Genomic DNA, 26,269 nt, shown 5'->3' with positions numbered 1-26,269 from the left:
CCTTATAGGCAATCGTCGAGTTCCTTCGCGCCCCCCTCTGTCCTGCCGGACATCTCCCCCACGAGGGGGGAGATCGGATGTCGCATCGGCCTTCGCCAATCGCCTATGCCGCAAAGGAGAGCCGGCGCCAAAGCTGCCAATCTCCCCACCTGTGGGGGAGATGTCCGGCAGGACAGAGGGGGGCGCCGTAGAGCGCTACCTTCGCGCCCCCTGCGCCACCCTTCGCTGCATCACCGCCGGCCTATAAAGCACCAGCGCGATCACCACGAATTTGGTCATCAGCGTCGTCTTCGACGCCAGGCTCTCGGACGTATTGAGCAGGATCAGCCAGCCGAGCATCGTCAGCCAGATGCCGGAATGGCAGCGGCGTGCCACCTCGTGCATGAACAGGGCGAAGCCGACGAACAACAGCAGGGTGAAGAAGGCGCCCTGGTAGAGGATCAGTCGGATGATCGGGTTTTCGATGCCCTGCTCGAGGCCGCTGATGCGGCGCAGGCTCTCGATGAGATCGATGTCGGGCCCGATGATCAGGTCACGCAGGTCGAAATGCTGGAACAGATCGAACATTTCGACACGGGCATTGGCGCTGCCGCTATCCGACACGAAGCGCTCGAGCAGCGCGTCGAAGAAGCCGTATGAGGCAGCGAGCACGATGACCACCGGCACCAGCGCCGCCAGGATGAGGCCTAGCGCGGCGCCAAGCAGGTTGACGCGCCCCGTGCGCAGGCCGCGCAGCCCCTGGATGAGCAGGTAGCAGCCGCCGAGCACGACCGTCAGCACCATCGCCGAGCGGCCGCCGAAAGCAACGAGAGCCGCGAATTGCAGGCCGATCAGGCCGAGCCGCAGCGGCATGGACAGCGATTTCGAACCGGAGAGCAGCGCCAGCACATAGATCGAGGTGACCGTGGCATTGGACAGCGGATGGCCCTGAAGCGCCGTCGAGCGCAAATCGGCCATGAACACCACGCCGTCGAGGCGATAGGGAAAGATCAGCGTCTTGGTGGCGAACTCGAACAAAGCGAGCAGTGCGTTCACGGTCATGATGGCGTGAACGACGGTCTGCATCCGGACGAATGTCTTGTCGTCGTCCTCGCCCAGCATCATCACCAGCAGCGCCGGCGTCACGAACGTGTCGATCATGCCGGCCATGCCCGGGCGCTGGCGCGCGATGACGACGACCAGGAGCATGATCGAGATGACCGCCATCAGCGTGCTGGCCGGCCGCCGGTCGGCGACGGCAACCATGTAGCCGACCGGATTGCCGAAGGTGCAGGCGCGCCAGGCAAACACCAGCACGAGCAGATAGGTGGACGGATGGATCTTGGTCGCCGGGTTGCCGGTTAGGCCATCGTAATTGTAGCCCACCAGCCACAGCATGCCGCCGGAAATGGCGAACAGCAGCACCACGACCGCGACCAGCCCGAAGCGTGTCACCGCGTCGACGGACCCGACGCGCGGTGCGGTGGCGGCCTGTCCCGAACCGGCCCAGCCGGCTGCCGGGCTGCTGGCCCGGGCGGCGGCCCGAACGGTGGCCATGTCAGGCCGCCTCGTCGACCAGCAACGCGCCGGTCGGCAGCCGCCCCATGACGGAAATGGCCTGCGATGCCACCGTGACATCGCGCATCGGCGTCGAGTTGAGCGTCGCGACCATGACGATCTCGTCGACCATGGCGACCAGCGGTGAGGCGTTGAGATTGTCGGCCAGCGCGCCGCCGTCGACGACGACGAGGTCGAAATTGCGGCCTGCCTGGGCCAGCATGTGCTGCGTGAAATAGACGCCCTGCGCCTCGGAGAAGACGGCCTTTTGCCGGCCCCTGCCCAGCACCGCGACATTGCTGCCGGCCGTATGCTGGCTCACCGCCTCGAAGGCGTATTCGCCGCGCAGCACGTCGAGCAGGCCGGGCTGCGGCTCCTTCTTGCCGCCGCCGGCGGCATTGGTGTCGATGAACAGCACACGGCTGCCCCTGGCGGCCGCGGCATTGGCGAGAAGGCGCGCCACGCGGCCCCGATGCGCCGCGTCCTCAGGCGGCGACGTCAAGAGGACGGACGGCACCAGCGGCCAGTTCGGCGGGCGCCGGCTGGAGGCGAACAGGCGCCTCAGCGCCAGCCCCGCGACCGCATCCGTCTTCTGCCCGGCGGCAGTGGCCCCTCCGCCGAAAGGCCACCAGCGGCGGCCGCCGCCGGACTTTGCCGGCAGCACGCCAAACACCGGCGCGTCGATGGCCGATTGCATCTGCGCGCTGGAAAGCACGGTCGGCGATGAATATTCCGCGATCAGCGCCAGCGCGGTGCCCAGTCCCAGCCCGCCGAAGAGCGCGCCGAACAGCAGCAGCGGCAAGGGCGGCCAGCTCTTCTTCAAGGCGGGCATGGCCTGCGAGATGATGCGCGCATTGGTGCTGTCGACATTGATCTGCTCGCGCGTTTCCTGCGCCCGCTGCAGATAGGTAGCATAAACGGACCGCACGGCCTCCAGGTCGCGCTGCAATTCGCGCAGCTTGACCGAAGCCTGGTCGGTGTCGAGCGATTTGCTCTTCATGCCGGCGACCTTGGCCTCCAGCGCCTGCTGGTTGGCCAGCGCCCGCTCGTAGTCGGTTTCGGCGGCGGCGCTGATGCGGCCGAGTTCGCGCACGATGAGCGCGCGCGTGTCGCGCAGCTGCTGATGCGCCGCGATCATCGAGGGATGGCGTGGCCCGAGTTCGGTGCCGAGCTGCGAGACCTGGTCGACAAGCGTCGCCTCCTGCGCCCGCAGGCTCGAAATCACCGATGAGCGCATGGCTTCCGAGGTGGCGTCCGGCACGCCGCCGGACCGGCGCAGCTGGTCGACCTGCGCCTTCAGCGCCGCGGTGCGGCTCTGCGCGGCCGAGAGCTGCGTGTTGATCTCGGTCAGTTCCTGGTCGCTGACCAGATTGCCTGCCGCCATCACCATGTTGTGGGCGGATTTGTAGGCCTCCACCGCGTTCTCGGCCTGCTGGACGCGCTTGCGCTGCTCGTCCAGCCGTGCGGTGATGGAATCGGAAGCGTCGGTGGCCATCTTCGCGCGCGCGCTCGCCTGGTCGGCCAGGTACGCCTGTGCGATGGCGTTGGCGAGCTTGGCCGCCTTGTCGGCGCTCTTGGCGGTGACGATCACGTCGAGGACCAGCACCTTGTCGGCCCTCTTCACCGCCAGCACCCGGCGCAGTGCATCGAGTGTCTTGCCCGTTCTGTCGGTTTCGGCCGAGCCGGAGCCCAGCAAGCCGCCGAGCAGGCGGCTCACCAGCCCGCCCTGCCCGTTGAATTCCGGATCCTCGGTCAGGTTGGTCGCCTGGATGGCCTTGAGCAGCACGCCGCTCGACTGGACGACGCTGACCTGGCTCTCCACCATGGTGATGCCGCCATCGGGCGGAACACGGCTCGGATTGACGTCGTTGGTGACCACCTGGAGGTCCTGCGGGTCGACGAGGATTTCCGCCACCGAGCTATAGAGCGCCGGCGTGAGCAATCCGTAGGCGAGCGTCCCGAGCGTCAGCAGCGCGGCGGTCATGAGGATCAGGAAACGGCGGCGCACCAATATGCGCTTCAGGTCGCCCAGCTCGACGGTCGAGGATGCATGGGACGTCATAGGCACTGGCTCCGGGGCATATTGAATTGCCTCCGGAGCGTCTTGTTGCGGCAACGAGAGCAGGGATGATTGCAACGGTCGCTCCGACAACACTCCATGTGCCTGCAAGTCTAAATTGCAGCTTCGACCTAGCTATGCCTCCAACTGTTAAAACACTGTTAATTATGTTGGGAGCTCTTCCGAATTTCGGCCCGGCGTTTACGCATTCTTGGCACGGAGTTTGCGTAATTAGGCACAGGCGTGCCAACACGGGCGCGAGCGAGCAGGAGACGAATGGAAATGGGGCAGCACTTCAATCCGGCCCCGCCGTGTTGTCATCTCCCCTGCCCCGATATCGAACACCGGTCAGCTACAAGACGTCGCGATGCCAGGGGTGCGACATGCAAGTGAGCCTGCGCCTGGACGGCGAGTGCGTCCGAGCTTTTCACCTGCTGTTGCTGCAGCGCCTGGCGGCGCTGGCGCAGGTCGAGGTTCGCGTCGACGCACGCCCGGCCGGAGGCGGCATTCCAGCCAGCGCCGCCGCACTCTTCCAGCTCGAAACGGTCATCCATGGCCTGCCGGCCGACGGGCTGGCCAAGCGCCTGCCGCTGTCGGCGCTCGCGCCCTATCGCACGCAGCCGCCGCCCTCGCCCGATCTGGTCATCGACCTCTGCGGCGACGTGGCAGCGGAAGGGACGCGGGTCTGGCGTGTGACCTATGACGGCGCCGCCGGCGAAGCCGCCTTGCTGGCGCCGATCCTTGACGGCCGCACCCCGATTGCCCGCATCGAGGAAAACGGCATCACGGTCGCCGAAGGACGCCTGGGCACCGAATATGGCGGCATCGCGCTGGCCTCCTTCCAGGACATGCTGGCGCGCACCGCGAGCCTGATCGTCGCGGCCCTGAACCCCACGGCAATGGAAGGCGCGGCGCGCACGCTGCCCGCGCTGCCCGAGCCGGCGCCGGTCGGTGCCCCGTCGGCGATACCCTCCGCCGCCAAGCTCGGCATCCGAGGCGGCAAGGCGCTGGCGCGGCGCATCGTCCAGAAGATCTACCATCTCTGCTACAATGCCCCGCACTGGAAGGTCGGCTGGCGCCAGACCGATGGCCGCGACCTTTACGACCTGCGCGCCCATCCGGCGACGGGCTGGCAGGTGCTGCCCGACGATGGCAGCCGCTTCTACGCCGATCCGTTCCCGATCCTGTATCGGGGCCAGGTGACCCTGTTCGTCGAGGACTATATCCACCGCCTGGGCCGGGCCATCATCTCCGCCGTCCCGTTCGGTCCGGCTGGGCCGATCGGCCGCCCGGAGCCGGTGCTCGACCTGCCCTATCACCTCTCCTATCCCTTTGTCTTCGAGCGCGACGGCGAGGTCTGGATGGTGCCGGAAAGCTGCGCCAACCGCACGGTCGACCTCTATCGCGCCACCGCCTTCCCCGGCGGATGGGTCAAGGAAGCGACGCTGTTGTCCGATGTCGTCGCCAGCGACGCCACGCTGGTCGAGCATGGCGGCCGCTGGTGGATGTTCGCCACTGTCCGCGACGGCGGCGGCGCCTTCTCCGATGCGCTGCATTTGTGGTCGGCGCCGGACTTCCGCGGCCCGTGGACGCCGCATCCCAAAAATCCCGTGCTGGTCGACATCGCCTCGGCGCGGCCGGCCGGACGCATGGTCGAGCGCGACGGCCAGTTGCTGCGGCCGGTGCAGGATTGCCGCAGGAGCTATGGCGCCGCCCTCGGCATCGCTCGCGTCGCTCAGCTCGATGTGAACGGCATGGAGCAGGTCGTCGAGACGATCTTAACTCCTGGCGCGCTATGGAATGGGCGCAAGCTGCATACGCTCAATGAGGCGGGCGGCCTGGAGTTCATCGATGGCTCGGCGATCGCGCCGCGCTGGAAACAAAGGCCACCGTGATTAACCTAAACAAGCGTTACTACCAGCCACGCGCGCTGGTTGCTTGAGGTTGATGAAGGTCCGAAAGATATTTCGACCACGGATTGTGGAGACGGAAGATGACTAGCAGGAAGGGCAGCGAGACCCCCGCCGCCGCCGAGGCTGCCCCGGCCGAAGTCGACGTGGCGATCATTGGTGCCGGGATGGCCGGAATTACCCTGGGTGCATTGCTGGGAAAGGCCGGCCGCAAGGTCGCGCTGATCGATCCGCACCGCATTCATCACGAAGAGTTCCGGGCCGAGAAGATCGGCGCAAATCAGATGCAGCTGTTCGAAAAGCTCGGCCTCGACAAGATGGTGATGCCTCTCGTCACGCCGTTTACCGACGTTGACGTTTTCCGCCTCGGCCAGTTCTTCGCCAGGGAAAAGAAGTGGGAATACGCTTTTTCGTATGGCGCGCTGATCAACGGCCTGCGCGATGCCTTGCCGCCGCAAGTGCCGATCACGGTCGGCAAGGTAACCGAGGTCTCGACCGGACCGGACCGGCAGCGGCTCGTGCTGGCCGACGGTAGCGTCGTCAATGCCCGCCTGCTGGTGGTGGCAACCGGCCACAGCGAAGCGATCCGGCGCGCCATCGGTGTCGAGCGCGTCGAATTGTCGAAGGCGCATTCGCTGTCGATGGGATTCGACCTTGCCATCTCGCGGCGCGATTGCGCCTTTCACGCGGTCACCAGCTATGGCAAGCGGGCCTCGGACCGCGTCGCCTACCTCACCGTCTTTCCCATCGGCGACAGGATGCGGGCGAACATGTTCGTCTATCGCACCGTCGCCGACCAATGGACGCGGGACTTCCGCGCCGAACCGCAAAAGATGCTTCGCGAACTGATGCCCGAAATCGCGGCGCAGTGCGGCAACTTCGAAGTGGCAAGCCCCGTCGAGGTCAGGCAGGTCAGCCTGACCACGACGAAAGGCCATCGCCGCGACGGCGTCGTCTTCATTGGCGATGCATTCGTGACGACATGCCCGACGCCGGGCGTCGGCATCGGGCGGGTCATGATCGATGTCGATCAGCTCCATTCGGTTCACATTCCGCGCTGGCTGGAAACGCCAGGCATGGCGGCCGACAAGATCGGCACCTTCTATGACGACCCGGTCAAGGTGGCCTCCGATGAAGACGGCATGCGGGTGAGCATCTATGCCAAACGGATCACCACTGAAACCGGACTGGAATGGCGCGTACGGCGTCTGCGCAACAACACCGCGCGCCAGCTGATGATCATCGGCCGCAAGATGCGCCATCTGGGACCGCGGCGCGAGCCCGGCCTGGCGTGAGGGGACCTTCCCCGCTTTGCGGGGGAGCAACCAAAGCCTTGAACCTCACCCCAGTTGCAGCCCCGCCTTGCGCGCTTCCTCGCGCAGGAATGGCAACCCGACGCTGATGACATCGTCCGGGTTCTCCGCCACCGGCCGCCACACCGCCAGCCCGCCGGCGATGTCGACATCGACATGGTTCATGCTTTCGAGCGTGATCGGACCGGTGTAGCCGATGTCAGCCATGGCCTTCATGCAGGCCGCCCAGTTCAGCATGCCGCGGCCCGGCACGCCGCGATTGGCCTCCGAGACATGGACATAGCCGAGATAGGGCGCCGCCGCCCTGAAGCCGGCCGCGAAGCTCTCCTCCTCGATATGCATGTGGTAGGTGTCGAGATGGATGAAGATGTTGTCGGCGCCGACGCGTTCGATGATCCGCGCCGCGTCGATGCCGCGATTGATCAGATGCGTCTCATAGCGGTTGCAGGGCTCGATGCCGAGCTTCAGCCCATATGCCTTGGCGGCTTTGGCCGCGCGCGCCAAAAAGCGGCACATGCCGTCGATCTCGTCGGCCGTCGGCGCGCGTCCGGACGTCTTGCCGATCGTGCCGTAGGTGACGCCGCCGAGTGCCGCGCTGCCCACCGCTTCGCAGACGCCGAAGGCCGGTTCGAGGAAGGCCAGCGCCTCGTCGGGCCGCGCCACCACATCGAGTGAAGCCGGCAGGCCAAGCGACGGAATGAGCTCGACATTCCACCGCTCGGCGAAAGCGCGCGTGCGTTTCGTGTCGATCTCTTCAGGGCGCAGCAGCGGGATTTCCAGGAGGCCGATGCCGAGCCCCTTGAGCCGCTCCATCTGCGGCTCGATCAGGTCGAGGTTCCAGACCGGGGCAATGGCAAAAGTGTGCAGTCCAAAAATATTCATCTCGACCTCTCTGTTCGTGCGCCGCCAAGGCGCTGGTGCCGCCGCCGACGATGTGGGCTATCGTCTGCTTCCGGAGCCGTTGGCCGGCGAGCCGACGGATTCCCGCATAAAGACCTGGCAAGGCTCGAGCCGCGCGGTCGGCGGCCCCGCCTCGCCTTCGATCCTGGCAAACAGCGCCTCCATCGCGTGGCTGGCGATCTGCCGCACCGGCTGCACCACGGCGGCGATGGCCGGCCACGTCACCTGCATCCATTCGGCGTCGTCGAAGCCGACCAGCGAAATGTCGTTGGGGCAGTGCCAGCCGCGCCGGCGAAATTCCGACAGCGCCACCAGCGTGCCCTTGAGAAACAGCGAATAGACCGCCGTCGGCCGTTCGCCTTTCGCGAAATAGTGGCGCAGTTGTGCCCTGAGCGGCTCGACATCGGTCTCGGCTAGCACGACATCGATGCGCACATCCGGCGCCAGTTCGAGCGCGGTGGCGCGAAACCCGTCGAGGCGGGCGCGCACCGTCGCCGCCTGTTCGCCGAGGCCGACCACCAATATGTGGCGGTGGCCTTTGCCGATCAGTTGGCGCGCCACCTCGGCGCTGGCCGCGGAACTGTCGGCCGACACCGTGTCGAAGGCGTCGTCGGACAGCACGCGATCGATCAGCACGCCGGTCATGCCGTTGGTCTTCATGAAGGAGGCCGCCGGGCCGTGCTCGTTGCGCACCGGCGCCAGCACCACGCCGGCCACCCGCCAGTCATGCATGCGGGCCAGGATCTCCGTTTCGCGGGCTTCGGATTCGCGGCTCGACGCCGCCACCAGCGTGTAGCCGCGCTGCTCGGCGAGGCTTTCCAGCTGGCTCACCATCTGGCCGAAGAATTCGCTTTCGAACTCCGGCATGATGGCGCCGATGATGCGGCGCTTGGCCCGGCGCATGTCGGAGGCCAGCGGATCGACGCGGTAGCCCAGCTGCTCGATGGCATCAAGCACGCGTTGCGCATTCTCGGGCTTGACCGTGGTGACGCCGGCCATGACCTTGGAGACGGTGGCGGCCGACACGCCGGCACGGCTGGCCACGTCGTGGATCGACGCACGCCGCTGCTGGTCCTGCCTGTGCGCCATTGCTCCTCCTCCCGAGGCGCGGACAGAGCATTTCTGTCCGCCGAAGAAACGAGTAAATCGATTTTTCGCGGTTGTAAATCGGTTCATCGGCGGTATTTTAGCCGCCGAGCCAGATGTCCTCCGCAAGTCCACGGCGATTTCGGGATAACGACATGGGCAAAGCAAAAACGCGCCTGTAGCATCGCGCCGGGAGGAATCGTCATGTCAGACAAGGATTTGCCGCTTGTCATCAGCGCGCCGGAACCGCGCTCGCTGGAGCTGATCTTCACGCCGCCGCAGCTGGCGCGCCTCAAGGCGAAATACCGCATCGTCGAAACCACGGCCGACGGTGTCGCCGGCCTGCCGGCCGATGTGCTGGGAGAGGCGCGCTATATCGTCGGCCAGCCGCCGATCTCGCCCGAAACGCTGGAGCGGATGAAGGCGCTGCGCTGCGTCTTCAACGTCGAGAGCAACCTCCTGAACAACATGCCTTACGAGACGCTGTTTTCACGCGGCATCCATGTCGTAACCACCGGTCTCGTCTTCGCCGAGCCGGTGGCCGAGCTCGGCCTCGCCATGGCGCTCAACCTTGCCCGCGGCATCGTCGACGCCGACCTCGCCTTCCGCAAGGGCGAGGAGCTGTGGGGCGGCGACGGCAACCAGACGGCGCGGCTTTTGTCGGGCGCCGATGTCGGCATCATCGGCTTCGGCGACCTCGGCCGCGCGCTGAACCGCCTGCTGGGCGGGTTCCGCACCCGCACCAAAGTCTTCGACCCCTGGCTGCCGCCGTCGATCCTGATCGACAATGGCGTTGAACCGGCCTCGCTTGACGAGGTCCTGACATCGAGCGATTTCGTCTTCGTCGTCGCCTCGGTGACCTCGGAGAACCAGGGCTTTCTCGGCGCCGACGCCTTCGCCTCGATGCGCAAGGGCGCCGCCTTCATCCTGCTCAGCCGCGCCGGAATCGTCGATTTCCCCGCTCTGATGGCGGCAGTGAAAAGCCGCCACATCGTCGCCGCAAGCGACGTCTTCCCGGAAGAACCGCTGGCGGGCGACCATCCGGTTCGCGCCCTGCCCGGCTTCCTGCGCTCGGCCCACCGCGCCGGCGCGCTCGACATCGCCTTCAAGCGCATGGGCGACATGGTGCTGGAGGACATGGACCTGATCGACCGCGGCCTGCCGCCGCTGCGCTCCAAGCGCGCCGAGCGCGAGACGGTATCGAGGATGCGCTCCAGGCCGTCTGACAGGAATTGAAAGCCTAGAGCGGTTCAGCGTTTGATGGAATCGCCGAACCGCTCTAACTCGTTGTTTTACGCAATTCCGGACGGAAACCGTTACACACTTTTCCTGGAATTGCTCTAGGTTTGTGGGCGTCCCGGATAAGCTGAGCAGCCTCTTGAATGGTGATCCCGCACTCCAATGCGGGCGCATAATAGCCGCGCCTCTCCGCTACAGCAGATACCCGACCACCAGCCGCGTCGCCTCGTCGACCAGCGCCCGCACAGTGTCGCGGCCGAGCTTTTGCGGCCCATTCAGCACCGCCGTGTGCGCCAAGGCCTCGATCGAGGTCACCGACACGAACGCCGCCATGTTGAGGTCGGCCATGCGCAACTCGTCACGATGGGCCTCGAGATAGGCGCTGAACATTGCATAGGTTTGCCGGCCGAAGGCTTCGACATCGGCCAGCCGTCCGGTGCGCGGGATCTGTTCGGCGAGCACCCTGTGCAGCCTGGGGTCGATCTGGTGCGCCTCGATCGCCACCGCGACCAGCCGGCGCACCGCCTGATCGACTGGCAGCGGCGCGACCTGCGCGAAGGCGGCGGTCACGACTTTCATGATCTCGTCATTGTGGCGATCGATGACGGCGGCAACCAGCGCCTCCTTGCTCGGATAATATTGATAGAGCGAACCGACGCTGACACCCGCCTCTTCGGCGATCCGGTTGGTGCTCGCTTTGTCGAACCCTTCCTTGACCAAAATGCGAGCGGTTGCTTCGACCAGCGCGTCGACCGTCACGCGCGCGCGCTCCTGGGTGGCGGTCTTCCTGGGTTTGGTCAGCGGCTTTCGCGCCATGGCCTGCGGTCCGAATGCGAGTAGGAGAATACGAGCAATCGCTCGTATTATAGCTGCCGACGGCGGCGAATGGCCAGACGCCATGATCCGCCAAGCACGCAATCAACCGAATTCGGACAGGCCATGGCAATGAGCATCGGCAAGCTATCTTCAGAGCACGAACGGCGCACGGGCGTCCCATGCGACATAACCCCGGACGATACGCCACCAAGTTGGCGGAGCCGTTGTATCTGCGCCATGCTGCGCCTTCTGCGCGTGAAGAAGCGGTTGGCCACCGCGGCGGCCGTGCGCGATGCCACCCACCGGCTGGCGCTGCGCCCGGCCTCGCACAGGCCGAAGGGCCTTGGCGGCGGCCTCAAGGTAACGTTGATGCATGGGGCGGGCTGGCCCGTCTATCACACGGCGTCGCGCATCAGGCCGGATGGCGGCAACATCGTGGTGTTCCTGCATGGCGGTGGCTACATCCACGAGATCGCGCGCGCGCATTGGCGTTTTATTGGCCTTCTCACCCGCGACGGCAGTCGCTGTGTCGTCCCCATCTATCCGCTGGCGCCGGCCGCCACCGCCGGCGATGTCGTGCCGGCGACCGGCCTGCTGCTGCGCAAGGTTCTGCGGGAGGCCGAACATGCCAAGGTGATCGTGATCGGCAATTCGGCGGGTGCCGGGCTGGCGCTGGCAGCGGCGCAATGGCTACGCGACCATGGATACCGTCAACCCGATGGACTGGTGCTGATTTCGCCCGGTGTGAATGCTTCGCTGGACAGCCCGGAGCGGAAAGCGATCGCCGCCCGCGATCCCCTGCTGGATATTCCTGGAACCGTCGAAGGCGCTCGTCTCTATGCCGGTGGCCTGGATGTCACCCATCCCTATGTCAGCCCGCTGAATGGCGATTTCCGAGACCTGCCGCCGATGCTCGTCTTCTCCGGCACGCGCGACATGCTCTATCCCGACAGCATCGAGTTGGCCGCAAAGGCGCGCGCGGCGGGCGTGCCGGTCGAGTTTCACCTGCGAAAGGGCCAGCCGCACAATTATCCCGGTCTGCCCACGCCCGAAGGCCGGCAGGCGCGTGCGATCATCCTGCGCGCCGCTACACGCGGACTGCGATAATCCGGTCACCAACGAGCGGAACTTCCGCGCGTCGTTTGCGTTTATGATCTGGATCGTCTCCCATTCGATCCATTACTCCTCCAATCAAAGCCCCGCCAGGCGCATCGCCGGCGGGGTTCTTTTGTGCGGAATAGCCATTTTGTAGTTCGGTTGACAAAATTCGCCGGCATGCGCTTACCTCTGGTGGGGTCACACAACGGGGGAATGCATGAAAAAGACCTACCACAAGCCGACACTTTTCAAGCGTCAGAAGCTGTCGGCGGTTACCGCGGGCACCTGCACCTCGGTTTGCGTCTGAATCGAAGGCCTGTCGAATAATTGAAGCTCGAGGATCGAGGTCCGCGAGGCCCGCCGAGATGGCGGGCTTTTTGTTGTGATGGAACGATCGTCCCGCTGACAGGTTTGTGAAATGGCCGGGCGGTGGGACGCCCAGCCTACTCCAGAAGGCCCGTCACGAGTCGCGTCGGTGGCGGGCCTTTTCGTTGCCTGTGCTTTCCCCGCATGCGGAACCTTCCAGACAAGGCGACGTTGGTGCTTGCCGGTCAGGCAACAATCCGCGAAAGGAATAACTCCATGGGAAGCACCAGCGACAAAGCATCGGGTCTCGCCAATCAGGCTGTCGGCAAGGCCAAGGAAGGTGTCGGCAAGGCCGTCGGCAATGACCGCCTGCGCGCCGAAGGCGCCGCACAGGAAGCCAAGGGCAAGGTCCAGAAGGCCGTCGGCGACGCCAAGTCCGCCGTCAAGGACGCCACCAACAAGACCGCCGCCGCGATCAACAAAAACCTCTGAGTTTTTTCGTGTTCGAAGACAGGCAAAGGCCGCCGTGCGACCCGGCGGCCTTCTTCATGTCAGGATTTGAAATCGGCAGGGAACGCATCGCCATTCCAGAGATTGAGGAGCCAGCGCAGCCCGCGCATTTGACCCTCGAGGAATTTCAGTCATGGCGAAGCAAGCATCCAAACCGGCCGGCACCGCCGCCACCATCCACGATCAGAAACTGCTACGCGGCGAAGGCGGCGAACTGCACCAGACCGCGGCCGGGCCAACACCGGTACTGACCACCGCCCAGGGCGGGCCGGTGTCCGACGATCAGAACTCGCTGAAGATCGGCGCCCGTGGACCGACCGTGCTCGAAGACTTCCATTTTCGCGAAAAGATCTTCCATTTCGATCACGAGCGCATCCCGGAGCGCGTCGTCCATGCGCGCGGCTATGGCGCGCACGGATATTTCGAAACCTATGAATCGCTGGCCAAATATACGCGCGCCGACATCTTCCAGCGCGCCGGCGAAAAAACGCCGGCATTCGTGCGCTTCTCCACGGTCGCCGGCAACAAGGGTTCCTTCGACCTGGCGCGTGACGTGCGCGGCTTTGCCGTCAAGCTCTACACACAGGAGGGCAACTGGGACATTGTCGGCAACAACATACCGGTCTTCTTCATCCAGGATGCGATCAAGTTCCCCGACATGGTGCATGCGGTGAAGGAGGAGCCGGACCGCGCCTTCCCGCAGGCGCAATCGGCGCATGACAATTTCTGGGATTTCATTTCGCTGACGCCCGAGTCCATGCACATGATCATGTGGGTGATGTCCGACCGGGCGATCCCGCGCTCCTTCCGCTTCATGGAGGGATTCGGCGTCCACACTTTCCGGCTGCTCAACGCCAAGGACGAGTCCACCTTCGTCAAATTCCACTGGAAGCCGAAGCTCGGGCTGCAATCCGTGGCCTGGAACGAGGCGGTGAAGATCAACGGCGCTGACCCCGATTTCCACCGCCGCGATCTCTGGGAATCGATCCAGGCCGGCAACTTTCCGGAGTGGGAACTGCAGCTGCAATTGTTCGACCAGGCATTCGCCGACAGTTTCGACTTCGACGTGCTCGATGCCACCAAGCTCATCCCGGAAGAAATCCTGCCACCAATAGCCGTCGGCCGTCTGGTGCTCGATCGCATGCCCGACAATTTCTTTGCCGAGACCGAGCAGGTCGCGTTCATGACACAGAACGTGCCGCCCGGCGTCGACTTCTCCAACGATCCGCTGCTGCAGGGCCGCAACTTTTCCTATCTCGACACGCAGATCAAACGACTGGGCAGCACCAACTTCACTCATATCCCGATCAACGCGCCGAAATGTCCCTTCCACCACTTCCAGCAGGATGGGCACATGGCGATGCGCAATCCGGTTGGCCGCGCCAACTACCAGCCCAATTCATGGGACGAGGGTCCGCGTGAATCCCCGTCGAAAGGCTTCCGCTCATTCACCGAAGTCGAAGCCGGACCGAAGGCGCGTTTGCGGTCGGAGACCTTTGCCGATCACTACAGCCAGGCGCGCCAGTTCTACATCAGCCAGGACCCCGTGGAACAAGGCCACATCGCCGCCGCGCTGACCTTCGAACTGAGCAAGGTGCAGACGCCCGTCATCCGCGAGCGCATCGTATCGCATCTTCTCAACATCGATGACGGCCTGGCCCGCAAGGTGGCGGATGGGCTCGGCCTGAAGGCGATGCCGAATCCCGCCGACGCGGCGGTGCCGACGCGCAGGGATGTCGCTGCATCGGATGCGCTCAGCATCCTGAAGAACGGCCCCGGCCGTTTCGAGGGCCGCAAGCTCGGCATATTGGTGACCGAGGGAACCGACGCGGCCTTGCTGAATGCCCTGAAGCAGGCGCTGGCAAAGGCCGGCGCCAGTTTCGAGATCATCGCGCCGAAGGTCGGCGGCGCCAAGGCCAGCGACGGCAGCTGGATCGAGGCCCACCAGATGATCGCGGGCGCGCCGTCGGTGCTCTATGACGCGGTCGCGCTGTTGCCGGGAAAAGCTGCAATGGCAGATCTGCTCAGGGAATCCACCGCCCGCGACTTCGTCGCCGACGCCTTCGCCCACTGCAAGTTCATCGGCTTCGTCGAGGCGGCGGCGCCGCTGCTGACGAAGGCTGGCGTGGCCGAGGACGAAGCGGTCATCGCGCTGACATCCGCCAAGGACGCATCGGGCTTCGTCGCCAGGCTCGGCGACCTGCGCTTCTGGGCGCGAGAACCGAAGGTGAAGCTGGGATAGGTCCGGTCTTTATTTCCGACCGGCCGGAACCTGTCGCTTTCGCGGAGGTTACGTCAGCCAGTGCGATCGGCTGCCCCAGGCAGGGGTGCGATCGCGAACGAGCCCGCCGCCTACCTCGGATGGCGGGCTCTTTCATCGTCGGCGGAGATTTGGGTGGATAGACCATTATATGCCCTCGCCGAATTCTTCTCCAAGCCGCCGGGCTTCTACGTGATGCTGGTCGCCGCCCTCGTCTGTGCGCTGTTCACCAGCACGACCCTTGGAACCTACATCATATCGATTTCGGCGATGTGCCTGACGGGCGTGGTGCTCATCCAGAACTACCGCGACACCGCGGCCATGCAGGCAAAGCTCAACGAGATAATCGTCGCCCTGGACACCGCCCGCAATGAGGTGGTCGGATTGGAACATGCTTCGCCCAACGCCATCGATGCGGAGCTGAAAAACATAGAAAAGCGGGCTTCGTCCGTCTCGACGAACGAGGCGCCCCTGGCTGCAACAAACGCCGGGAAAAGCGCGAAACGGTCTTCCCACCGGCCTGCGGCGAAGGCGCTCAAAGCCGGCCGGACTGCTTCGAAAGTGCTCTAGGGGTTCGTTGACGCCGCCGTCTTGGCTCGCTCGCACAGCGAGCGAAACTCCTCCACCTCCCTCTCCGTGAGGTGCTCGATACCGATAAAGTCGTTCTTTGCCTGACCGGACCGTATGAGTTCGTCGAGCTTGGCCTGGATGGCCGCGCCGTCCCTGTTCTGGGTGTTCTGGATGAGAAAGACCATCAGGAAGGTGATGATCGTGGTTCCAGTGTTGATGATGAGCTGCCAGGTTTCGGAATAGTGGAAGACCGGACCGGTAGCCGCCCAGATCAACACGGATCCAAGGCATAGGCCGAAAGCCGACGGCCTTCCGGTGGCATGAGCAACGGCGCCAGCCATGCGGTTGAAGGTTTTTTCCATGAACGTGCTTTCGAGAAATTGGAGGCCTGCCTCAACTTCCGTATCGATGCCGGGTTCCGGCTGCTCTATCCATTTTGGAGAGATGGTCGATCGGCTCGAAGCATTGGTGCCGCAAGCGCCTGCGACCGACATCAGTGTTCCTCGGGATCGCTGTCGTAGCTATATTCGAAAACACTGCCCTCGGCCTCATCAACCACGCGAAACCAGTGTTTCTGCAACGCTCGGAGAGATATCGGCCCGCTGGTGACTTTTTTCACGGCATCGAGCGCGGTGTCACCACTGGCAATGTGAGATGCGGTCAGCGAGTCGCCCTGCATCTCGTCGATCTGGTATCTTGGCATGGCTTTTCTCCTGTGAGCCAACTTGGCAAGGCCGACATTGGTTCCGGAACTCAATCTCCACACGGGACTTGATCCACATGTGCAACGATTATGAACAGCATGTAGCCTGGGCCGAATATTGCCGGATGATGGAATCCCTGGCGTTGCGTGTGCCGGTCCAGCAGAGCGAACTCGATCTGCCCCAGGCCGATGACATCCGCATCAACGACCCGGCTCCCATCATGCGCGCCGCCGCCGGTGGCGACGCGATCGAATTGGCCACGATGACATTCGGATTCCCGCCGGCCGGCCCCAAGGGCGGGCCGGTGTTCAACTTCCGCTCCGAAGGCCGGCAATTCGCAAACAGCAAACGGTGTCTGGTTCCGGCGTCCGGCTTCTTCGAATTCACCGGCACCAAATATCCGAAGGCGAAGCATCGGTTCTCGCTCAACGGTTCTCCCTTCCTCGCCATAGCCGGGCTCTGGCGGGACGGCGCGGGCAACAAACCGCCCACCTTCACCATGCTGACGACGGATCCGGGCCCCGATGTCGCGCCCTACCACAATCGCCAGGTCGTCGTGCTCGAGCCCGAGAATTGGGCGGCCTGGATCGACCTGACAAAGCCGGAAACCGAACTGCTGCGCCCGCTTCCAGCTGGGTCACTCCTGGTGGAGACCGTGCGTCCTGAAAGCGTGTAACGACAATGCCTGCAGGGCCTGTGGCTGCGGTGCCGGTGGCAGGCGAAATCGGGTAGGTTTCCACTTCAGGCTCTTGACGAATGAGGAATATTTTCCTCATTTAAGCCATGCCTGATCAACCTGACAGATGGCCGAAGGGCGTCCCATGGACGCTGATGCATGCCCATGACGCAGGGCAGATTGCGCGCATCCGATGCGGGCATTGCAACATCAAGCGCTTCTACAAGCCCAGGGAGCTCAGAGAGATCATCGGCAATGTGAGCATCGACGACGTCAGGGCGAGAGTTCGCTGCGAAAAATGCGGCAGCAAGGAATCCATCAATGCCGAGCTGTTCCACGCGGTGGGTCAGGAGGCGGTCACCATTCGGTTCCGGCGCCTGGTCGAGATCAGGTGGGTAAAGCGGGTCATCTGGAGAGACGAGTGAGTGGCGCGCGTTCTGTCCGGCACTGTTGCCGGGCAATAGCGTGTCGATTCGCTGTGGAACGTTGGCACCGCTTCAGGGTTGTAAGCAAAGGAGGGCCTGACCGTGTCGGAACAACCCAACATTGTAGAGACCTTGCGGATCGTCAGGGGCTGCCTGACCGTCGCCCGAAAAGCGGTCATCGATGCGCGCCATATCGAGGCACTGACCGAAATCGATACGCTCATGCAGGTCGCGCAATTGGAGGCCGAAAGGCGGATTGCCGTGCTCGAACGTGCACTGCCTTGAAAGGCATCAAAAGCATGTTGGCAGATGGCGATTGGCAGGCGCCGCCCGGCTTATTGGCCAAAGGTCCCATTCGCCAAATCCTCGTGATGTGCGAGATTGCCGCAATATAAGTATCTGCTTTAATAAGGTTCGTACGTCTGTCGCGAGGGGCGATGTCGTGCCAATTCGCAAGAATCTTTCCGCCAACCTAAGACGGCTGGTCAGCAGCCATGCATCGGTGGCGGCCGTATGCCGCGGCCTGCCCATGAATCGCTCTCAATTCGAGCGCTACCTGCAGGGCAAGAGTGTGCCCAACCAGGCGACCGCCAAGCTGATATGCGACTATTTCCGGGTCGGCGAGGATGAGTTGTATCGCGCGCCGCCAGTCCCCGAAACCGCACCGCCGGCGCTAATGCCGATCCACCAGACGCTTTACGAGAACATGGTGCGCGGTCCAGCGCCGGCCATCGCCGGCGGCACCTATTTCACCTATTTCGCGGTTCCCGACCGCCCCGACCTGGTCATGCGGTCGGTCACCTTCGTCCGGCGCGAGGCCGAACTGGTGACCTTCAGGCGCGTGACCCGTTGGGCCGAAGGCCACCGCCAGGGCGGAGCACGGGCATTGGGCTGGCACTATGGCGTGGCCATCTCGCGGCTGAACTGGATCTATTTCGCCGGCATCAACCGCCGCCAGACCGGCGAGCCGTCGATCATGGCCGTGCAGTGGGCGCCGTTCTCGGAGCCGGTCCTGGTCGGCAACGCCTACGTCCTAACCCAAGCGGGACCGGCCTGCGTCAAGGTCATCATGCGCCAGGAGGTCGGCAGGATCAGCCTGAGACAGGCGATGCGGATGTCCGGCGTCGTCAGCCTCGACGACCCGCACCTCGACCAGCTTGTGGCCAGCCTCGTGCGCGAAGGCTAGAGTGCTGCTCCCGGGGCCAGCAAGCAGTGGCCCTGAGCCAGAGGGATTCGAGATGCTCAACAGCTTCGACTATGGCGGCAAGGAAGCCGATACGGTGCGTGTGCTGGAGGAGGACATCATCTTCGGCCGGCTGGCGCCCGGCACGCGCCTGGTCGAGGACGTGCTGCTCGCCCGCTTCCCGGTCTCGCGCCACACCATACGTCAGGCGCTCTACCAGCTGGAGAGGCTGGGCATCGTCACCCGCGAGCGCAACAAGGGTGCCATGGTGCGCCGGCTCTCGCCGCGGGAGGTGCGCCAGATCTATGAAGTGCGCGAAATGCTGCAGCGCCAGGCGGCGCTGATGATCCCGTTGCCCGTCAGCGAGGCGCTGATCGCCGAACTGACCGACATTCAACGCATCTACAGCTTCCATGTCGACGCGGGCTTCCTGCGCGGCATCCACGAGGCCAATGACCGTTTCCACCTCACCATGTTCTCGGCCTGCGGCAACGCCTATCTGGTCTCCTCGATCGAACACTACATGCGCCTCAGCCTGCCGGTACGGGCGAATTCACTCGCCGACCGGGAAAAGCTCGACGTCTCGCGCCAGCACCACGCCATGATGATCGAAGCGCTGAAGCGTCGGGACAATTGGGTGCTGGCGCAGCTCTGCGTCGACCATCTGCAGCCGAGCAAGGATTTTTATCTCAGGGAGATCGAGGCGGAGCCGGCGGGCGGCTAGCCGAAGCAACGGCTTTCCAGCGCAATCCGCTGAAAAAACAGAGAGATCGGGCGCCTCGCTGAAGACTAGACCTATCTGACCTTGATGACGACCTTGCCCTTGGCACGCCCGGTTTCGACATAGGCCAATGCCTCGTTGGTCTTCTCGAACGGAAAAGTCCGGTCCATGACGGGGCGTATGACGCCGGATTCGATGAGCGACGTGATTTTGCCCAGCTGATCGCCCTGCGCCCACATGAACAGGAACGAATAGTCGACACCGGCGCGCCTGGCCTTGCCGCGTATGCCGCGGCTCAGCAGGCGCATGATCAGTTTGAGAACCATGTTCAGCCCCTGCTTGCTGGCAAATGCGGGATCCGGCGGACCGGAAATGGAGATGAGTTTGCCGCCCGGCTTCAGCAGATTCAGGGATTTTTCCAGCGTCTTGGCGTCCTGGCTGTTCAGCACGACGTCGTAGCCTTTCAGGACCTTTTCGAAATCGTCTTTCTTGTAGTCGACGACGATATCGGCTCCGAGAGCATTCAGCAGACCGGTATTCGCCGCACTGGCCGTCGTCGCGACGGTGGCACCGAGATGCTTCGCCAGCTGGATGGCGAAGGTCCCCACGCCGCCGGAGCCAGCCTGGATGAACACCTTCTGGCCTTTCTTCAGCCCGGCCGTCTCGACCAGCACCTGCCATGCGGTCAGGCCCACGAGCGGAATGGAGGCGGCTTCTTCCATGCTGAGGTTTTTTGGCTTCAGCGCCACGTCGGCTTCATCGATGGCGATGAATTCGGCGAACGTCCCGATCCGGCCATCGCGCGGCCGCGCATAGACCTCGTCACCGGGCTTGAATTTGCGGACTTTCGAACCGGCCCGCACGACGATCCCCGCCACGTCATGGCCCAGGATGAAGGGCGTGCGATAGGGCACTATCAGCTTGAACTCCCCATCCCGGAGCTTGGAATCGACAAGGTTGACACCGGCGGCGTGAATTTCGACCAGGACATCATTGTCCCGCAATTCAGGTTCCGGCATTTCGGCAAGGCGCAAGGCGCCCTTCTTCTGATATTTGTCGACGACGAAGGCTTTCATCATATTCGCTTTCTAGAATGGTCTCGATGGCGGCCCGAAACCTGGCCGCAAGGCGTCATGCCTCGGGAAAAATTCCCGCTTCGTTCAGGCCGGCAGGCGGAACTGCTTGCGCAAGGTCTTGTCGAACATCGCGGCGGGCGCGAACCGCCGCAATATGCTCACCTGCCGGGCTGCCTTGCCGGCCGTGTAGCGCCGGCGCGGGTGCCTGTCGGTAGCGGCCGTGAGAACCACCTTCGCCACCACTTCCGGGGGATCGGCCTTCGGCATCACGTCGCGGAGCAATGCGTCGACCCCGGCTCGCGCCTCATCGTATTCCTTGATGACGGAGTCGGGCTCGAACCCGTTCTGGTCGAACACGGTGCGCACGAACGCCGGTTCGATGACCGAGACACGTATGTTGAAGGCACGTACCTCGTGGTCGAGCGATTCCGAATAGCCTTCGAGCGCGTGCTTGACGGCGGAATAATGGGCCGAGTACGGCGCGGGAACCAGGCCCAGGATCGATCCGATATTGACGATGCGCCCTTCGCCGCGCCGCCGCATCGACGGCAGCACCGCATTGGTCATCCGCATCACGCCGAACAGATTGACGTCGAACAGGGCCTTTGACTGCGAGACCGAGGATTCTTCCGCGCCGCCCAGCAGCCCGATGCCGGCATTGTTGACCAAGAGGTCTATCCGGCCGGTCTTGCCAAGGACGGCCGAAACCAGGGACGCGACGGACGCGTCGTCGGTCACGTCGCAAACCAGCATCGACGCTCCTTCCGGGCTTTGGCTGGTGGGTTTGCGGCTCGTCCCGAAAACAGTGAAGCCGGCCCGCGCCAAGGCTTCGGCACTGGCGCGGCCGATACCCGAGGACGCTCCGGTCACGATCGCGGTCTTCCCGGAATTCCGGTTCATCTGATAACTCCAAACTCGAGTGGTATTGCCTGTCGGCGATTATTAAATTACGATCGTAATATCACATTACACTCATAATTCAATGAGAAAAATGAGAAGGAGCCATCATGCGCTACGACAAGGGCCGGAAGGACGCATCACGCAGCCGCATCATGGAGGTCGCCGCGCAACGCTTCCGAAGCGACGGCATCGCCGCGTCCGGACTGGCCAGCATCATGAGCGACGCCGGAATGACGAACGGCGCCTTCTATCCACACTTCCAGTCCAAGGCCGACCTTGTCCGCGAGAGCATCGCATCGGCGCTGGAGACCCAATCGCGGCAATTGCAGGAGGCATTGGCCGCCGGCGGGCTGGAACTGGCCATGGCCATGTATCTGTCATCAGAGCATCGCGATCATCCGGAGACGGGCTGCGCATCAGCGGCGCTGTTGCCGGAAATCGCGCGCCAGCCGGCCGAAACGCGCCACCTCTACACCGAAGGCCTGATGAAGCTGGTGCGCCAGTTGGCAGAAGACATGCCGCCGCACACCCGTGATCCGGAAGGCGTGGCGCTGGGCATCTTCGCGGCGCTCATCGGCGCTCTTCAATTGGCCCGCGCGCTGGAAGGAACAGAATTGTCCGACCGCATCCTGGCGGCGGGAGCGGACGCCGCGCGCACGCTGATCCAGCAGCGCCAAGGTGGAGAGGTTTCGTAGAAACGACGAGCGGCGGCCTCAGGCCGTCGTGGTGCGGTTCCTCGCGGCCACGCCCGGGTTGGGGCCGGCTTCGATATCACCGGGCACCGCAGAAACTTTTCGCCCGCCGTTCTCGTTGCTGCCGGCATCGCCTTCCCAAGGCGATCGCAGACCTCCGTTTATGTCCCCGCCGGCTATGCCGGTGGGGCTTTTTTTGAGGCGGAGTTGTTTGAGGCAGCGTTGGGCGACCGGCACGGAACATTCAGGACGCCGGGAAGTTCTCAAGTCGCCGAACGGTGCGACGTCCGGCTGGTCCTCGCGCTAACCACGGCAGGCGGCGGCGGTTATTGCGCGGCCATCTGAAGATATCAAAGCTTTCGTCGGGAATACGATGAAGGTGTGAAAGGATTTCAGGATTTTTCCTGATATATTTTGGAAATTTTAGCGTAACACACGGAAAGAGCCGGAACTTTTACCCAAATCTTCCCGTTACGCTTTTGATCGTTGCTTCGACGGTCATAAGCAACAGGGAAGGAACCTACCATGAATATCAAGATGATCTGTCTTGGCGCCATGGCGCTTTCAATGGCCGCAGGCTCGGCTCTGGCGGGTGGCAACACTGGCACATCAGCACTCGACGACCCGGCCAAGATGCAGCCCTTCTACACCGACTCCAGCATGAAGACGCTGCGCGGCAATGACGATTTCGTCAAAGCCTGGAAGGCTCTGACGCCCGACGACCAGACCGCGATGAAGACGGCCTGCGCCGACGAGGCCAAGAACGCCAACCCCACCAACACCCATCCGGAATTCTGCAGCAGTGTGAAGTTGAACGGCGGCAGCTAGGCAATTCCAGCAAGTGTGTAACGGTTCTCCCGGGAGAAGCGCATGGCGCTTCCCCTTGGGAATTGCGTAAAGAGTTAGACGCGTCATCGCCCCGGCGATGCGAAACAGCCCGTCGTGCGGGGCTGTTTTGTTGCGGGATGCTCGGCCATAATCCGCCATCTCGCGGAGAATGCCGATGTCGCTCAGCCCTTTGCTTCATGCCTCGCCCGTCATCCAGCTCCATGCGCTGATCGCCATCGCCGCGCTGCTGCTCGGTGCCGTGCAGCTCTGGCGCCGCAAGGGCGACCCGCTGCACCGGGCGCTTGGCCGCGTCTGGGTGGCGCTGATGGCGATGGTCGCCGGCTCCGGCCTGTTCATCTGGACGATCCGGCTGTGGGGACCGTTCAGCCCGATCCACCTTCTGTCGCTGTTGGTCCTGGTGATGCTGTGGCGCGGCGTACGCGCCGCGCGCGGCGGCAACATTGCCGCGCACCGCCGCATCATGCAGGGCACCTACATTTTCGGGATGATCATTACCGGGCTTTTGACCTTCATTCCCGGCCGCACCATGTATGCCGTCGCCTTCGGCCCGCAGGGCGCGACGCCGCAAAAGCTGGCGGTCTTTGCCGCCCTGGTCGTCGCGGCGGCAGCGGCCGGCCTCTATGCCGCGCGCCGTGCGAAGCCGGCAGCCATTCGAGCGTAGACATCTTCCGGCGCTGAACCCGCGCGCAGCATCGATGCCTGACGGCAGGGTCGAGATCGAGAACCCCGACGCCGCCACGGGCCTGGCGATCTTCACCGCCGTGGCGCAGGCGCTCGCCTCCTTCTGGCCATGTTGCACTGCGAAAAACTTGCTGCATTGCGATAGCGGCCAGTCGGGCCTGGAAATGCGTGGCGGGCTGGGCGTAAGGAAGGAGGCCTCGTGGCGGCATCTTTTCGGCCTGATATACAGGGATTGCGCGCGCTGGCGGTTGGCGGCGTCGTTGCCTATCATTTCGGCCTCACGGCACTGCCCGGCGGCTTTGCCGGCGTCGACATCTTCTTCGTCATCTCGGGCTGGCTGATCACGACGCATCTGATGCGCGAGATCACAGAGACCGGCGGGCTCGATCTCTGGCGCTTTTATGCCCGCCGCGCCCGGCGCCTTCTGCCGGCTGCCCTGTTCGTCATCCTGGCGACACTTTGCACGGGTTATTTCATTCTGGCGCCACAGGAGCAGGCGCTCTATTCGCGCGGCGCCATGTATGCCTCGGCCTATGCCATCAATCTGTGGCTGCTGCGCTGGTCGTTCGACTATTTTGCCTCGGATGCCCTGAGCAATCCCTTCATCCATTTCTGGTCGCTGTCGGTGGAGGAGCAGTTCTATCTCGTCTGGCCAACGCTGCTCGTCTTCGCCGCCTGGCTGCATCCGGGCCGGCGCATGGCCATGGTGGTGATCGGCGTCGCCGGCCTCGCCTCCTTCGCCGCCTGCCTGTGGCTGACCAGCCTCTCGCCGGCCTGGGCCTTCTACTTCTCGCCGCTGCGCGCCTGGGAGTTCGCCGCCGGCGGCCTGGCGACGCTGGCGCCGGCGGCCCTGTGGCGGCATCGGCCGTGGCTGCGGGCAGCGCAGGGCTGGCTTGGCCTGGCGCTGATCGCGATCGCCTATCTCTGCCTGAGCGAAGACCTGCCCTTCCCCGGCTGGTACGCAGCGCTCCCGGTCGCCGGCACGGTGCTGGTGCTGCTGGCCGGCACGGGCGATGACAATGTCGCGGCCAGTCCAAGCGGCTGGCAGGCCCTCGTGCCCGCTTCCGTGCTGTCGCTACCGCCTTTGCAATGGGTCGGCGCGCTCTCTTATTCGCTCTATCTCTGGCATTGGCCTGTCATCGTCTATGCCGGCATGCTGGCGCCGGATCTCACCGTCCTCCAGCGCCTCGGCTGTGGCGCGCTGGCGCTGCTGCTGGCGTTCCTCACCTATCACCTGATCGAGAACCCGGGGCGGCGCTTCGGCTGGCTCACGGCGGGCAAATGGGCGCTCGCCCCCGCTTTGGCGCTGACCGGCCTCGGCGTGGCGGTGGCCTATGCCAATGCGCATCTGGCGACGCGCAACATCGACCCGGCCCAGCGCGGCATCGAACAGGCCGCCGAACAGCCCTCCACGGCGCGCACCGCCGATGCGAACTGCCTGCTCGACTTCCACACGGTGACGCCGAAACCCTGCACCTTCGGCCCGGCCGACGCCGCCCACACCATCGTGCTGTTCGGCGATTCGCACGCCGACCATTGGTCGACGCCGCTGGTCGAGGCGGCGAGCCGCAACCACACCAAGGTGGTCACCTATCTCAAATCCTCTTGTCGCGCCTCACGGCTGTCGACCTTCAACACGGTGCTGAAGCGCGACTACACCGAATGCGACGCCTGGCGCGAACAGGCGATAGCCGAAATCATCCGCCGCAAGCCGCGCCTCGTGGTGATCTCGGAATTCTCGATCGGCAACCTGACCCGCGACATGCCCGCCGCCGGCCGCACGCAAGAGACCGCGCGCTGGCGGGCCGGCCTGCGCTCGACCTTGCAGGCCTTCAGCCAGGCCGGCGTCGAGACCGCCGTCATCCGCGACACGCCGATCGGCGACAACTTCGCTGATTCCTGCGTGGCCCGCGCCTTGTGGTGGCGCGAAGCCCCCTCGCGCTGCGACACGCCGAGAGCGCAGGCCGCCAATGACCGCGCCGCCGCGCAAGAGCGCGCCGTGGTCAAGAGCGTCCCCGACACGCTCTACGTCGACCTAACCGACCGCTTCTGCGGCCCGACGCAGTGCCATGTGTTCATCGGCGGAAAGCTGGCGTTTCGTGACAGGCACCATCTGGCGACGGGCTTCGCCGAGACGCTGGAAGGGCCGCTGGAGAAGGCACTGTTTTGAAGAACTAGCTGCCTTCTCCCCGTTCACGGGGAAAAGGTGCCGGCAGGCGGATGAGGGGCGGCGCGGCGTCTGCCTTGCTTCGCATCTTACCCGCCAGCCTCTCTGCATCCAGCGTAGGCTCGCCCTCACTGGCCGCCAGTTCCGCCACATCGCGCTCAGGCGTCACCTTTCCGCGCTCGAGCCGCGTCGACGGCATCCATGGAACGAGACCGCGTCTTGACCGTTATATTAGACAAACCTTGAAAAGGAGGCAGCCATGAAGAAGCTCCTGCTTGTCTCGGTTATCGCCATTGCTTCGGCGGCGGCGATGATCGCGCCTGCCGCCGCCCGCAGTCACGTCTTTATCGGCATCGGCGGCTACAACGACTATTGTGGCAACGATTATTACGACAACTATGGGGACTATGGCGGCCGTTATGTCTATAGCCCCTACGACGCCTACGACAACGGCTACCGGCCCCGCTATTTCCACCGGCGGCACCACCACCGTTGCCACATCGAATTGATCAATCACTGGCGTCATCATCACAGGATCGTCGAGGAAGTCCGCGTCTGCGGATGATCTGGCCTTGTGAACTGATCCGACCGG

General features: G+C 64.1%; 27 protein-coding genes. 18 read left to right on the top strand and 9 right to left on the bottom strand.

The window, feature by feature from the left end; genetic code table 11:
* Positions 1-195: 195 nt before the first annotated feature.
* Both EB233_RS13635 and EB233_RS13630 read right to left on the bottom strand, forming a co-directional pair.
* Complete coding sequence (locus EB233_RS13635) at positions 196-1,536, bottom strand: VpsF family polysaccharide biosynthesis protein (RefSeq protein WP_064989057.1); 1,341 nt, start codon at positions 1,534-1,536, stop codon at positions 196-198.
* Position 1,537: 1 nt separating this feature from the next.
* Positions 1,538-3,598, bottom strand: coding sequence for a GumC family protein (locus tag EB233_RS13630; RefSeq protein ID WP_155765324.1), 2,061 nt, complete (start codon positions 3,596-3,598; stop codon positions 1,538-1,540).
* A gap of 380 nt (positions 3,599-3,978) precedes the next feature.
* Here EB233_RS13630 and EB233_RS13625 point away from each other — a divergent pair, with 380 nt between their 5' ends.
* Together EB233_RS13625 and EB233_RS13620 are read left to right on the top strand one after the other, a co-directional pair.
* The gene (locus EB233_RS13625; protein ID WP_064989058.1) at positions 3,979-5,490 is read left to right on the top strand and encodes a glucosamine inositolphosphorylceramide transferase family protein; all 1,512 of its coding nucleotides are present in this window, start codon (positions 3,979-3,981) and stop codon (positions 5,488-5,490) included.
* A 98-nt stretch (positions 5,491-5,588) separates the two neighbouring features.
* Complete coding sequence (locus EB233_RS13620) at positions 5,589-6,800, top strand: FAD-dependent oxidoreductase (protein WP_064989059.1); 1,212 nt, start codon at positions 5,589-5,591, stop codon at positions 6,798-6,800.
* Positions 6,801-6,845: 45 nt separating this feature from the next.
* Here EB233_RS13620 and EB233_RS13615 read toward each other — a convergent pair whose 3' ends face one another.
* Complete coding sequence (locus EB233_RS13615; RefSeq protein ID WP_064989060.1) at positions 6,846-7,700, bottom strand: sugar phosphate isomerase/epimerase family protein; 855 nt, start codon at positions 7,698-7,700, stop codon at positions 6,846-6,848.
* 57 nt (positions 7,701-7,757) lie between these two features.
* A complete protein-coding gene (locus EB233_RS13610) occupies positions 7,758-8,807 on the bottom strand; it encodes a LacI family DNA-binding transcriptional regulator (protein WP_064989061.1) in 1,050 nt (349 codons plus the stop codon).
* 201 nt (positions 8,808-9,008) lie between these two features.
* Between EB233_RS13610 and EB233_RS13605 the strand changes: the two genes are divergently transcribed.
* A complete protein-coding gene (locus tag EB233_RS13605; protein WP_064989062.1) occupies positions 9,009-10,040 on the top strand; it encodes a hydroxyacid dehydrogenase in 1,032 nt (343 codons plus the stop codon).
* 195 nt (positions 10,041-10,235) lie between these two features.
* Here EB233_RS13605 and EB233_RS13600 read toward each other — a convergent pair whose 3' ends face one another.
* Positions 10,236-10,859 (bottom strand): TetR/AcrR family transcriptional regulator, encoded by a 624-nt coding sequence (locus EB233_RS13600; protein WP_064989063.1) that lies wholly within the window; start codon positions 10,857-10,859, stop codon positions 10,236-10,238.
* A gap of 237 nt (positions 10,860-11,096) precedes the next feature.
* On the opposite strand from EB233_RS13600, the gene EB233_RS13595 reads away from it, so the two are divergent.
* The 5 genes from EB233_RS13595 (at position 11,097) to EB233_RS13575 (ending at position 15,603) form a co-directional block, all read left to right on the top strand.
* Positions 11,097-11,966, top strand: coding sequence for an alpha/beta fold hydrolase (locus tag EB233_RS13595; protein ID WP_244277634.1), 870 nt, complete (start codon positions 11,097-11,099; stop codon positions 11,964-11,966).
* 208 nt (positions 11,967-12,174) lie between these two features.
* Positions 12,175-12,264 (top strand): putative RiPP precursor, encoded by a 90-nt coding sequence (locus EB233_RS13590; protein ID WP_155765326.1) that lies wholly within the window; start codon positions 12,175-12,177, stop codon positions 12,262-12,264.
* 275 nt (positions 12,265-12,539) lie between these two features.
* The gene (locus EB233_RS13585) at positions 12,540-12,755 is read left to right on the top strand and encodes a CsbD family protein (protein WP_019859538.1); all 216 of its coding nucleotides are present in this window, start codon (positions 12,540-12,542) and stop codon (positions 12,753-12,755) included.
* 151 nt (positions 12,756-12,906) lie between these two features.
* On the top strand, positions 12,907-15,015 hold the full coding sequence (gene katE, locus EB233_RS13580; RefSeq protein WP_064989064.1) for a catalase: 2,109 nt from the start codon (positions 12,907-12,909) through the stop codon (positions 15,013-15,015).
* 153 nt (positions 15,016-15,168) lie between these two features.
* A complete protein-coding gene (locus tag EB233_RS13575; RefSeq protein ID WP_081294015.1) occupies positions 15,169-15,603 on the top strand; it encodes a low affinity iron permease family protein in 435 nt (144 codons plus the stop codon).
* Here EB233_RS13575 and EB233_RS13570 read toward each other — a convergent pair.
* The gene (locus EB233_RS13570; RefSeq protein ID WP_064989148.1) at positions 15,600-15,965 is read right to left on the bottom strand and encodes a low affinity iron permease family protein; all 366 of its coding nucleotides are present in this window, start codon (positions 15,963-15,965) and stop codon (positions 15,600-15,602) included. The two genes, EB233_RS13575 and EB233_RS13570, sit on opposite strands and share 4 nt — an antisense overlap.
* 131 nt (positions 15,966-16,096) lie before the next feature.
* Positions 16,097-16,306, bottom strand: a complete 210-nt coding sequence (locus tag EB233_RS13565; protein WP_064989065.1) for a hypothetical protein — start codon at positions 16,304-16,306, stop codon at positions 16,097-16,099.
* 77 nt (positions 16,307-16,383) lie between these two features.
* On the opposite strand from EB233_RS13565, the gene EB233_RS13560 reads away from it, so the two are divergent.
* The 5 genes from EB233_RS13560 (at position 16,384) to EB233_RS13540 (ending at position 19,315) form a co-directional block, all read left to right on the top strand.
* Positions 16,384-16,983: an SOS response-associated peptidase gene (locus EB233_RS13560; protein ID WP_064989066.1), complete on the top strand. Its 600-nt coding sequence runs from the start codon at positions 16,384-16,386 to the stop codon at positions 16,981-16,983.
* Between the two features lie 107 nt (positions 16,984-17,090).
* The gene (locus EB233_RS13555; protein WP_027052268.1) at positions 17,091-17,408 is read left to right on the top strand and encodes a hypothetical protein; all 318 of its coding nucleotides are present in this window, start codon (positions 17,091-17,093) and stop codon (positions 17,406-17,408) included.
* A gap of 102 nt (positions 17,409-17,510) precedes the next feature.
* Positions 17,511-17,693 (top strand): hypothetical protein, encoded by a 183-nt coding sequence (locus EB233_RS13550; RefSeq protein ID WP_154674541.1) that lies wholly within the window; start codon positions 17,511-17,513, stop codon positions 17,691-17,693.
* A 157-nt stretch (positions 17,694-17,850) separates the two neighbouring features.
* The gene (locus EB233_RS13545) at positions 17,851-18,594 is read left to right on the top strand and encodes a transcriptional regulator (RefSeq protein ID WP_064989067.1); all 744 of its coding nucleotides are present in this window, start codon (positions 17,851-17,853) and stop codon (positions 18,592-18,594) included.
* A gap of 52 nt (positions 18,595-18,646) precedes the next feature.
* Positions 18,647-19,315 (top strand): GntR family transcriptional regulator, encoded by a 669-nt coding sequence (locus tag EB233_RS13540; RefSeq protein ID WP_064989068.1) that lies wholly within the window; start codon positions 18,647-18,649, stop codon positions 19,313-19,315.
* 71 nt (positions 19,316-19,386) lie between these two features.
* Here the strand turns inward: EB233_RS13540 and EB233_RS13535 are convergent, their stop codons facing one another.
* Both EB233_RS13535 and EB233_RS13530 read right to left on the bottom strand, forming a co-directional pair.
* Positions 19,387-20,388, bottom strand: a complete 1,002-nt coding sequence (locus EB233_RS13535) for an NADP-dependent oxidoreductase (RefSeq protein ID WP_064989149.1) — start codon at positions 20,386-20,388, stop codon at positions 19,387-19,389.
* Positions 20,389-20,472: 84 nt separating this feature from the next.
* Positions 20,473-21,288 (bottom strand): oxidoreductase, encoded by an 816-nt coding sequence (locus EB233_RS13530; protein WP_064989069.1) that lies wholly within the window; start codon positions 21,286-21,288, stop codon positions 20,473-20,475.
* A 107-nt stretch (positions 21,289-21,395) separates the two neighbouring features.
* Between EB233_RS13530 and EB233_RS13525 the strand changes: the two genes are divergently transcribed.
* From EB233_RS13525 to EB233_RS13505, 5 genes are all read left to right on the top strand, one after another.
* Entirely contained in the window at positions 21,396-21,983 is a 588-nt protein-coding gene (locus tag EB233_RS13525; protein WP_064989070.1) for a TetR/AcrR family transcriptional regulator, read from the top strand.
* Positions 21,984-22,505: 522 nt separating this feature from the next.
* Positions 22,506-22,808 carry a hypothetical protein gene (locus tag EB233_RS13520; RefSeq protein WP_064989071.1) on the top strand — a complete coding sequence of 101 codons (303 nt, stop codon included), beginning with the start codon at positions 22,506-22,508 and terminating at the stop codon, positions 22,806-22,808.
* Positions 22,809-22,983: 175 nt separating this feature from the next.
* The gene (locus tag EB233_RS13515; RefSeq protein WP_064989072.1) at positions 22,984-23,490 is read left to right on the top strand and encodes a DUF2306 domain-containing protein; all 507 of its coding nucleotides are present in this window, start codon (positions 22,984-22,986) and stop codon (positions 23,488-23,490) included.
* A 219-nt stretch (positions 23,491-23,709) separates the two neighbouring features.
* Entirely contained in the window at positions 23,710-25,680 is a 1,971-nt protein-coding gene (locus EB233_RS13510) for an acyltransferase family protein (protein ID WP_064989073.1), read from the top strand.
* A gap of 256 nt (positions 25,681-25,936) precedes the next feature.
* The gene (locus EB233_RS13505) at positions 25,937-26,242 is read left to right on the top strand and encodes a hypothetical protein (RefSeq protein ID WP_064989074.1); all 306 of its coding nucleotides are present in this window, start codon (positions 25,937-25,939) and stop codon (positions 26,240-26,242) included.
* Positions 26,243-26,269 lie beyond the last annotated feature (27 nt).

It is taken from the genome of Mesorhizobium erdmanii, assembly GCF_013170725.1.
GTDB classification, from domain to species: domain Bacteria; phylum Pseudomonadota; class Alphaproteobacteria; order Rhizobiales; family Rhizobiaceae; genus Mesorhizobium; species Mesorhizobium erdmanii.
This window is presented reverse-complemented; position numbering and strand designations above follow the sequence as displayed.

Excerpts from the sequence above, each read along its gene's own strand:
- EB233_RS13585 (WP_019859538.1), top strand. The coding sequence starts at position 12,540 with ATGGGAAGCACCAGCGACAAAGCATCGGGTCTCGCCAATCAGGCTGTC.
- EB233_RS13520 (WP_064989071.1), top strand. The coding sequence starts at position 22,506 with ATGAATATCAAGATGATCTGTCTTGGCGCCATGGCGCTTTCAATGGCC.
- EB233_RS13570 (WP_064989148.1), bottom strand. The coding sequence starts at position 15,965 with ATGGAAAAAACCTTCAACCGCATGGCTGGCGCCGTTGCTCATGCCACC.
- katE (WP_064989064.1), top strand. The coding sequence starts at position 12,907 with ATGGCGAAGCAAGCATCCAAACCGGCCGGCACCGCCGCCACCATCCAC.
- EB233_RS13600 (WP_064989063.1), bottom strand. The coding sequence starts at position 10,859 with ATGGCGCGAAAGCCGCTGACCAAACCCAGGAAGACCGCCACCCAGGAG.
- EB233_RS13615 (WP_064989060.1), bottom strand. The coding sequence starts at position 7,700 with ATGAATATTTTTGGACTGCACACTTTTGCCATTGCCCCGGTCTGGAAC.
- EB233_RS13635 (WP_064989057.1), bottom strand. The coding sequence starts at position 1,536 with ATGGCCACCGTTCGGGCCGCCGCCCGGGCCAGCAGCCCGGCAGCCGGC.
- EB233_RS13540 (WP_064989068.1), top strand. The coding sequence starts at position 18,647 with ATGCTCAACAGCTTCGACTATGGCGGCAAGGAAGCCGATACGGTGCGT.
- EB233_RS13605 (WP_064989062.1), top strand. The coding sequence starts at position 9,009 with ATGTCAGACAAGGATTTGCCGCTTGTCATCAGCGCGCCGGAACCGCGC.
- EB233_RS13555 (WP_027052268.1), top strand. The coding sequence starts at position 17,091 with ATGCCTGATCAACCTGACAGATGGCCGAAGGGCGTCCCATGGACGCTG.
- EB233_RS13505 (WP_064989074.1), top strand. The coding sequence starts at position 25,937 with ATGAAGAAGCTCCTGCTTGTCTCGGTTATCGCCATTGCTTCGGCGGCG.
- EB233_RS13515 (WP_064989072.1), top strand. The coding sequence starts at position 22,984 with ATGTCGCTCAGCCCTTTGCTTCATGCCTCGCCCGTCATCCAGCTCCAT.
- EB233_RS13630 (WP_155765324.1), bottom strand. The coding sequence starts at position 3,598 with ATGACGTCCCATGCATCCTCGACCGTCGAGCTGGGCGACCTGAAGCGC.
- EB233_RS13590 (WP_155765326.1), top strand. The coding sequence starts at position 12,175 with ATGAAAAAGACCTACCACAAGCCGACACTTTTCAAGCGTCAGAAGCTG.
- EB233_RS13595 (WP_244277634.1), top strand. The coding sequence starts at position 11,097 with ATGCTGCGCCTTCTGCGCGTGAAGAAGCGGTTGGCCACCGCGGCGGCC.
- EB233_RS13625 (WP_064989058.1), top strand. The coding sequence starts at position 3,979 with ATGCAAGTGAGCCTGCGCCTGGACGGCGAGTGCGTCCGAGCTTTTCAC.
- EB233_RS13560 (WP_064989066.1), top strand. The coding sequence starts at position 16,384 with ATGTGCAACGATTATGAACAGCATGTAGCCTGGGCCGAATATTGCCGG.
- EB233_RS13535 (WP_064989149.1), bottom strand. The coding sequence starts at position 20,388 with ATGAAAGCCTTCGTCGTCGACAAATATCAGAAGAAGGGCGCCTTGCGC.
- EB233_RS13565 (WP_064989065.1), bottom strand. The coding sequence starts at position 16,306 with ATGCCAAGATACCAGATCGACGAGATGCAGGGCGACTCGCTGACCGCA.
- EB233_RS13620 (WP_064989059.1), top strand. The coding sequence starts at position 5,589 with ATGACTAGCAGGAAGGGCAGCGAGACCCCCGCCGCCGCCGAGGCTGCC.
- EB233_RS13530 (WP_064989069.1), bottom strand. The coding sequence starts at position 21,288 with ATGAACCGGAATTCCGGGAAGACCGCGATCGTGACCGGAGCGTCCTCG.
- EB233_RS13525 (WP_064989070.1), top strand. The coding sequence starts at position 21,396 with ATGCGCTACGACAAGGGCCGGAAGGACGCATCACGCAGCCGCATCATG.
- EB233_RS13610 (WP_064989061.1), bottom strand. The coding sequence starts at position 8,807 with ATGGCGCACAGGCAGGACCAGCAGCGGCGTGCGTCGATCCACGACGTG.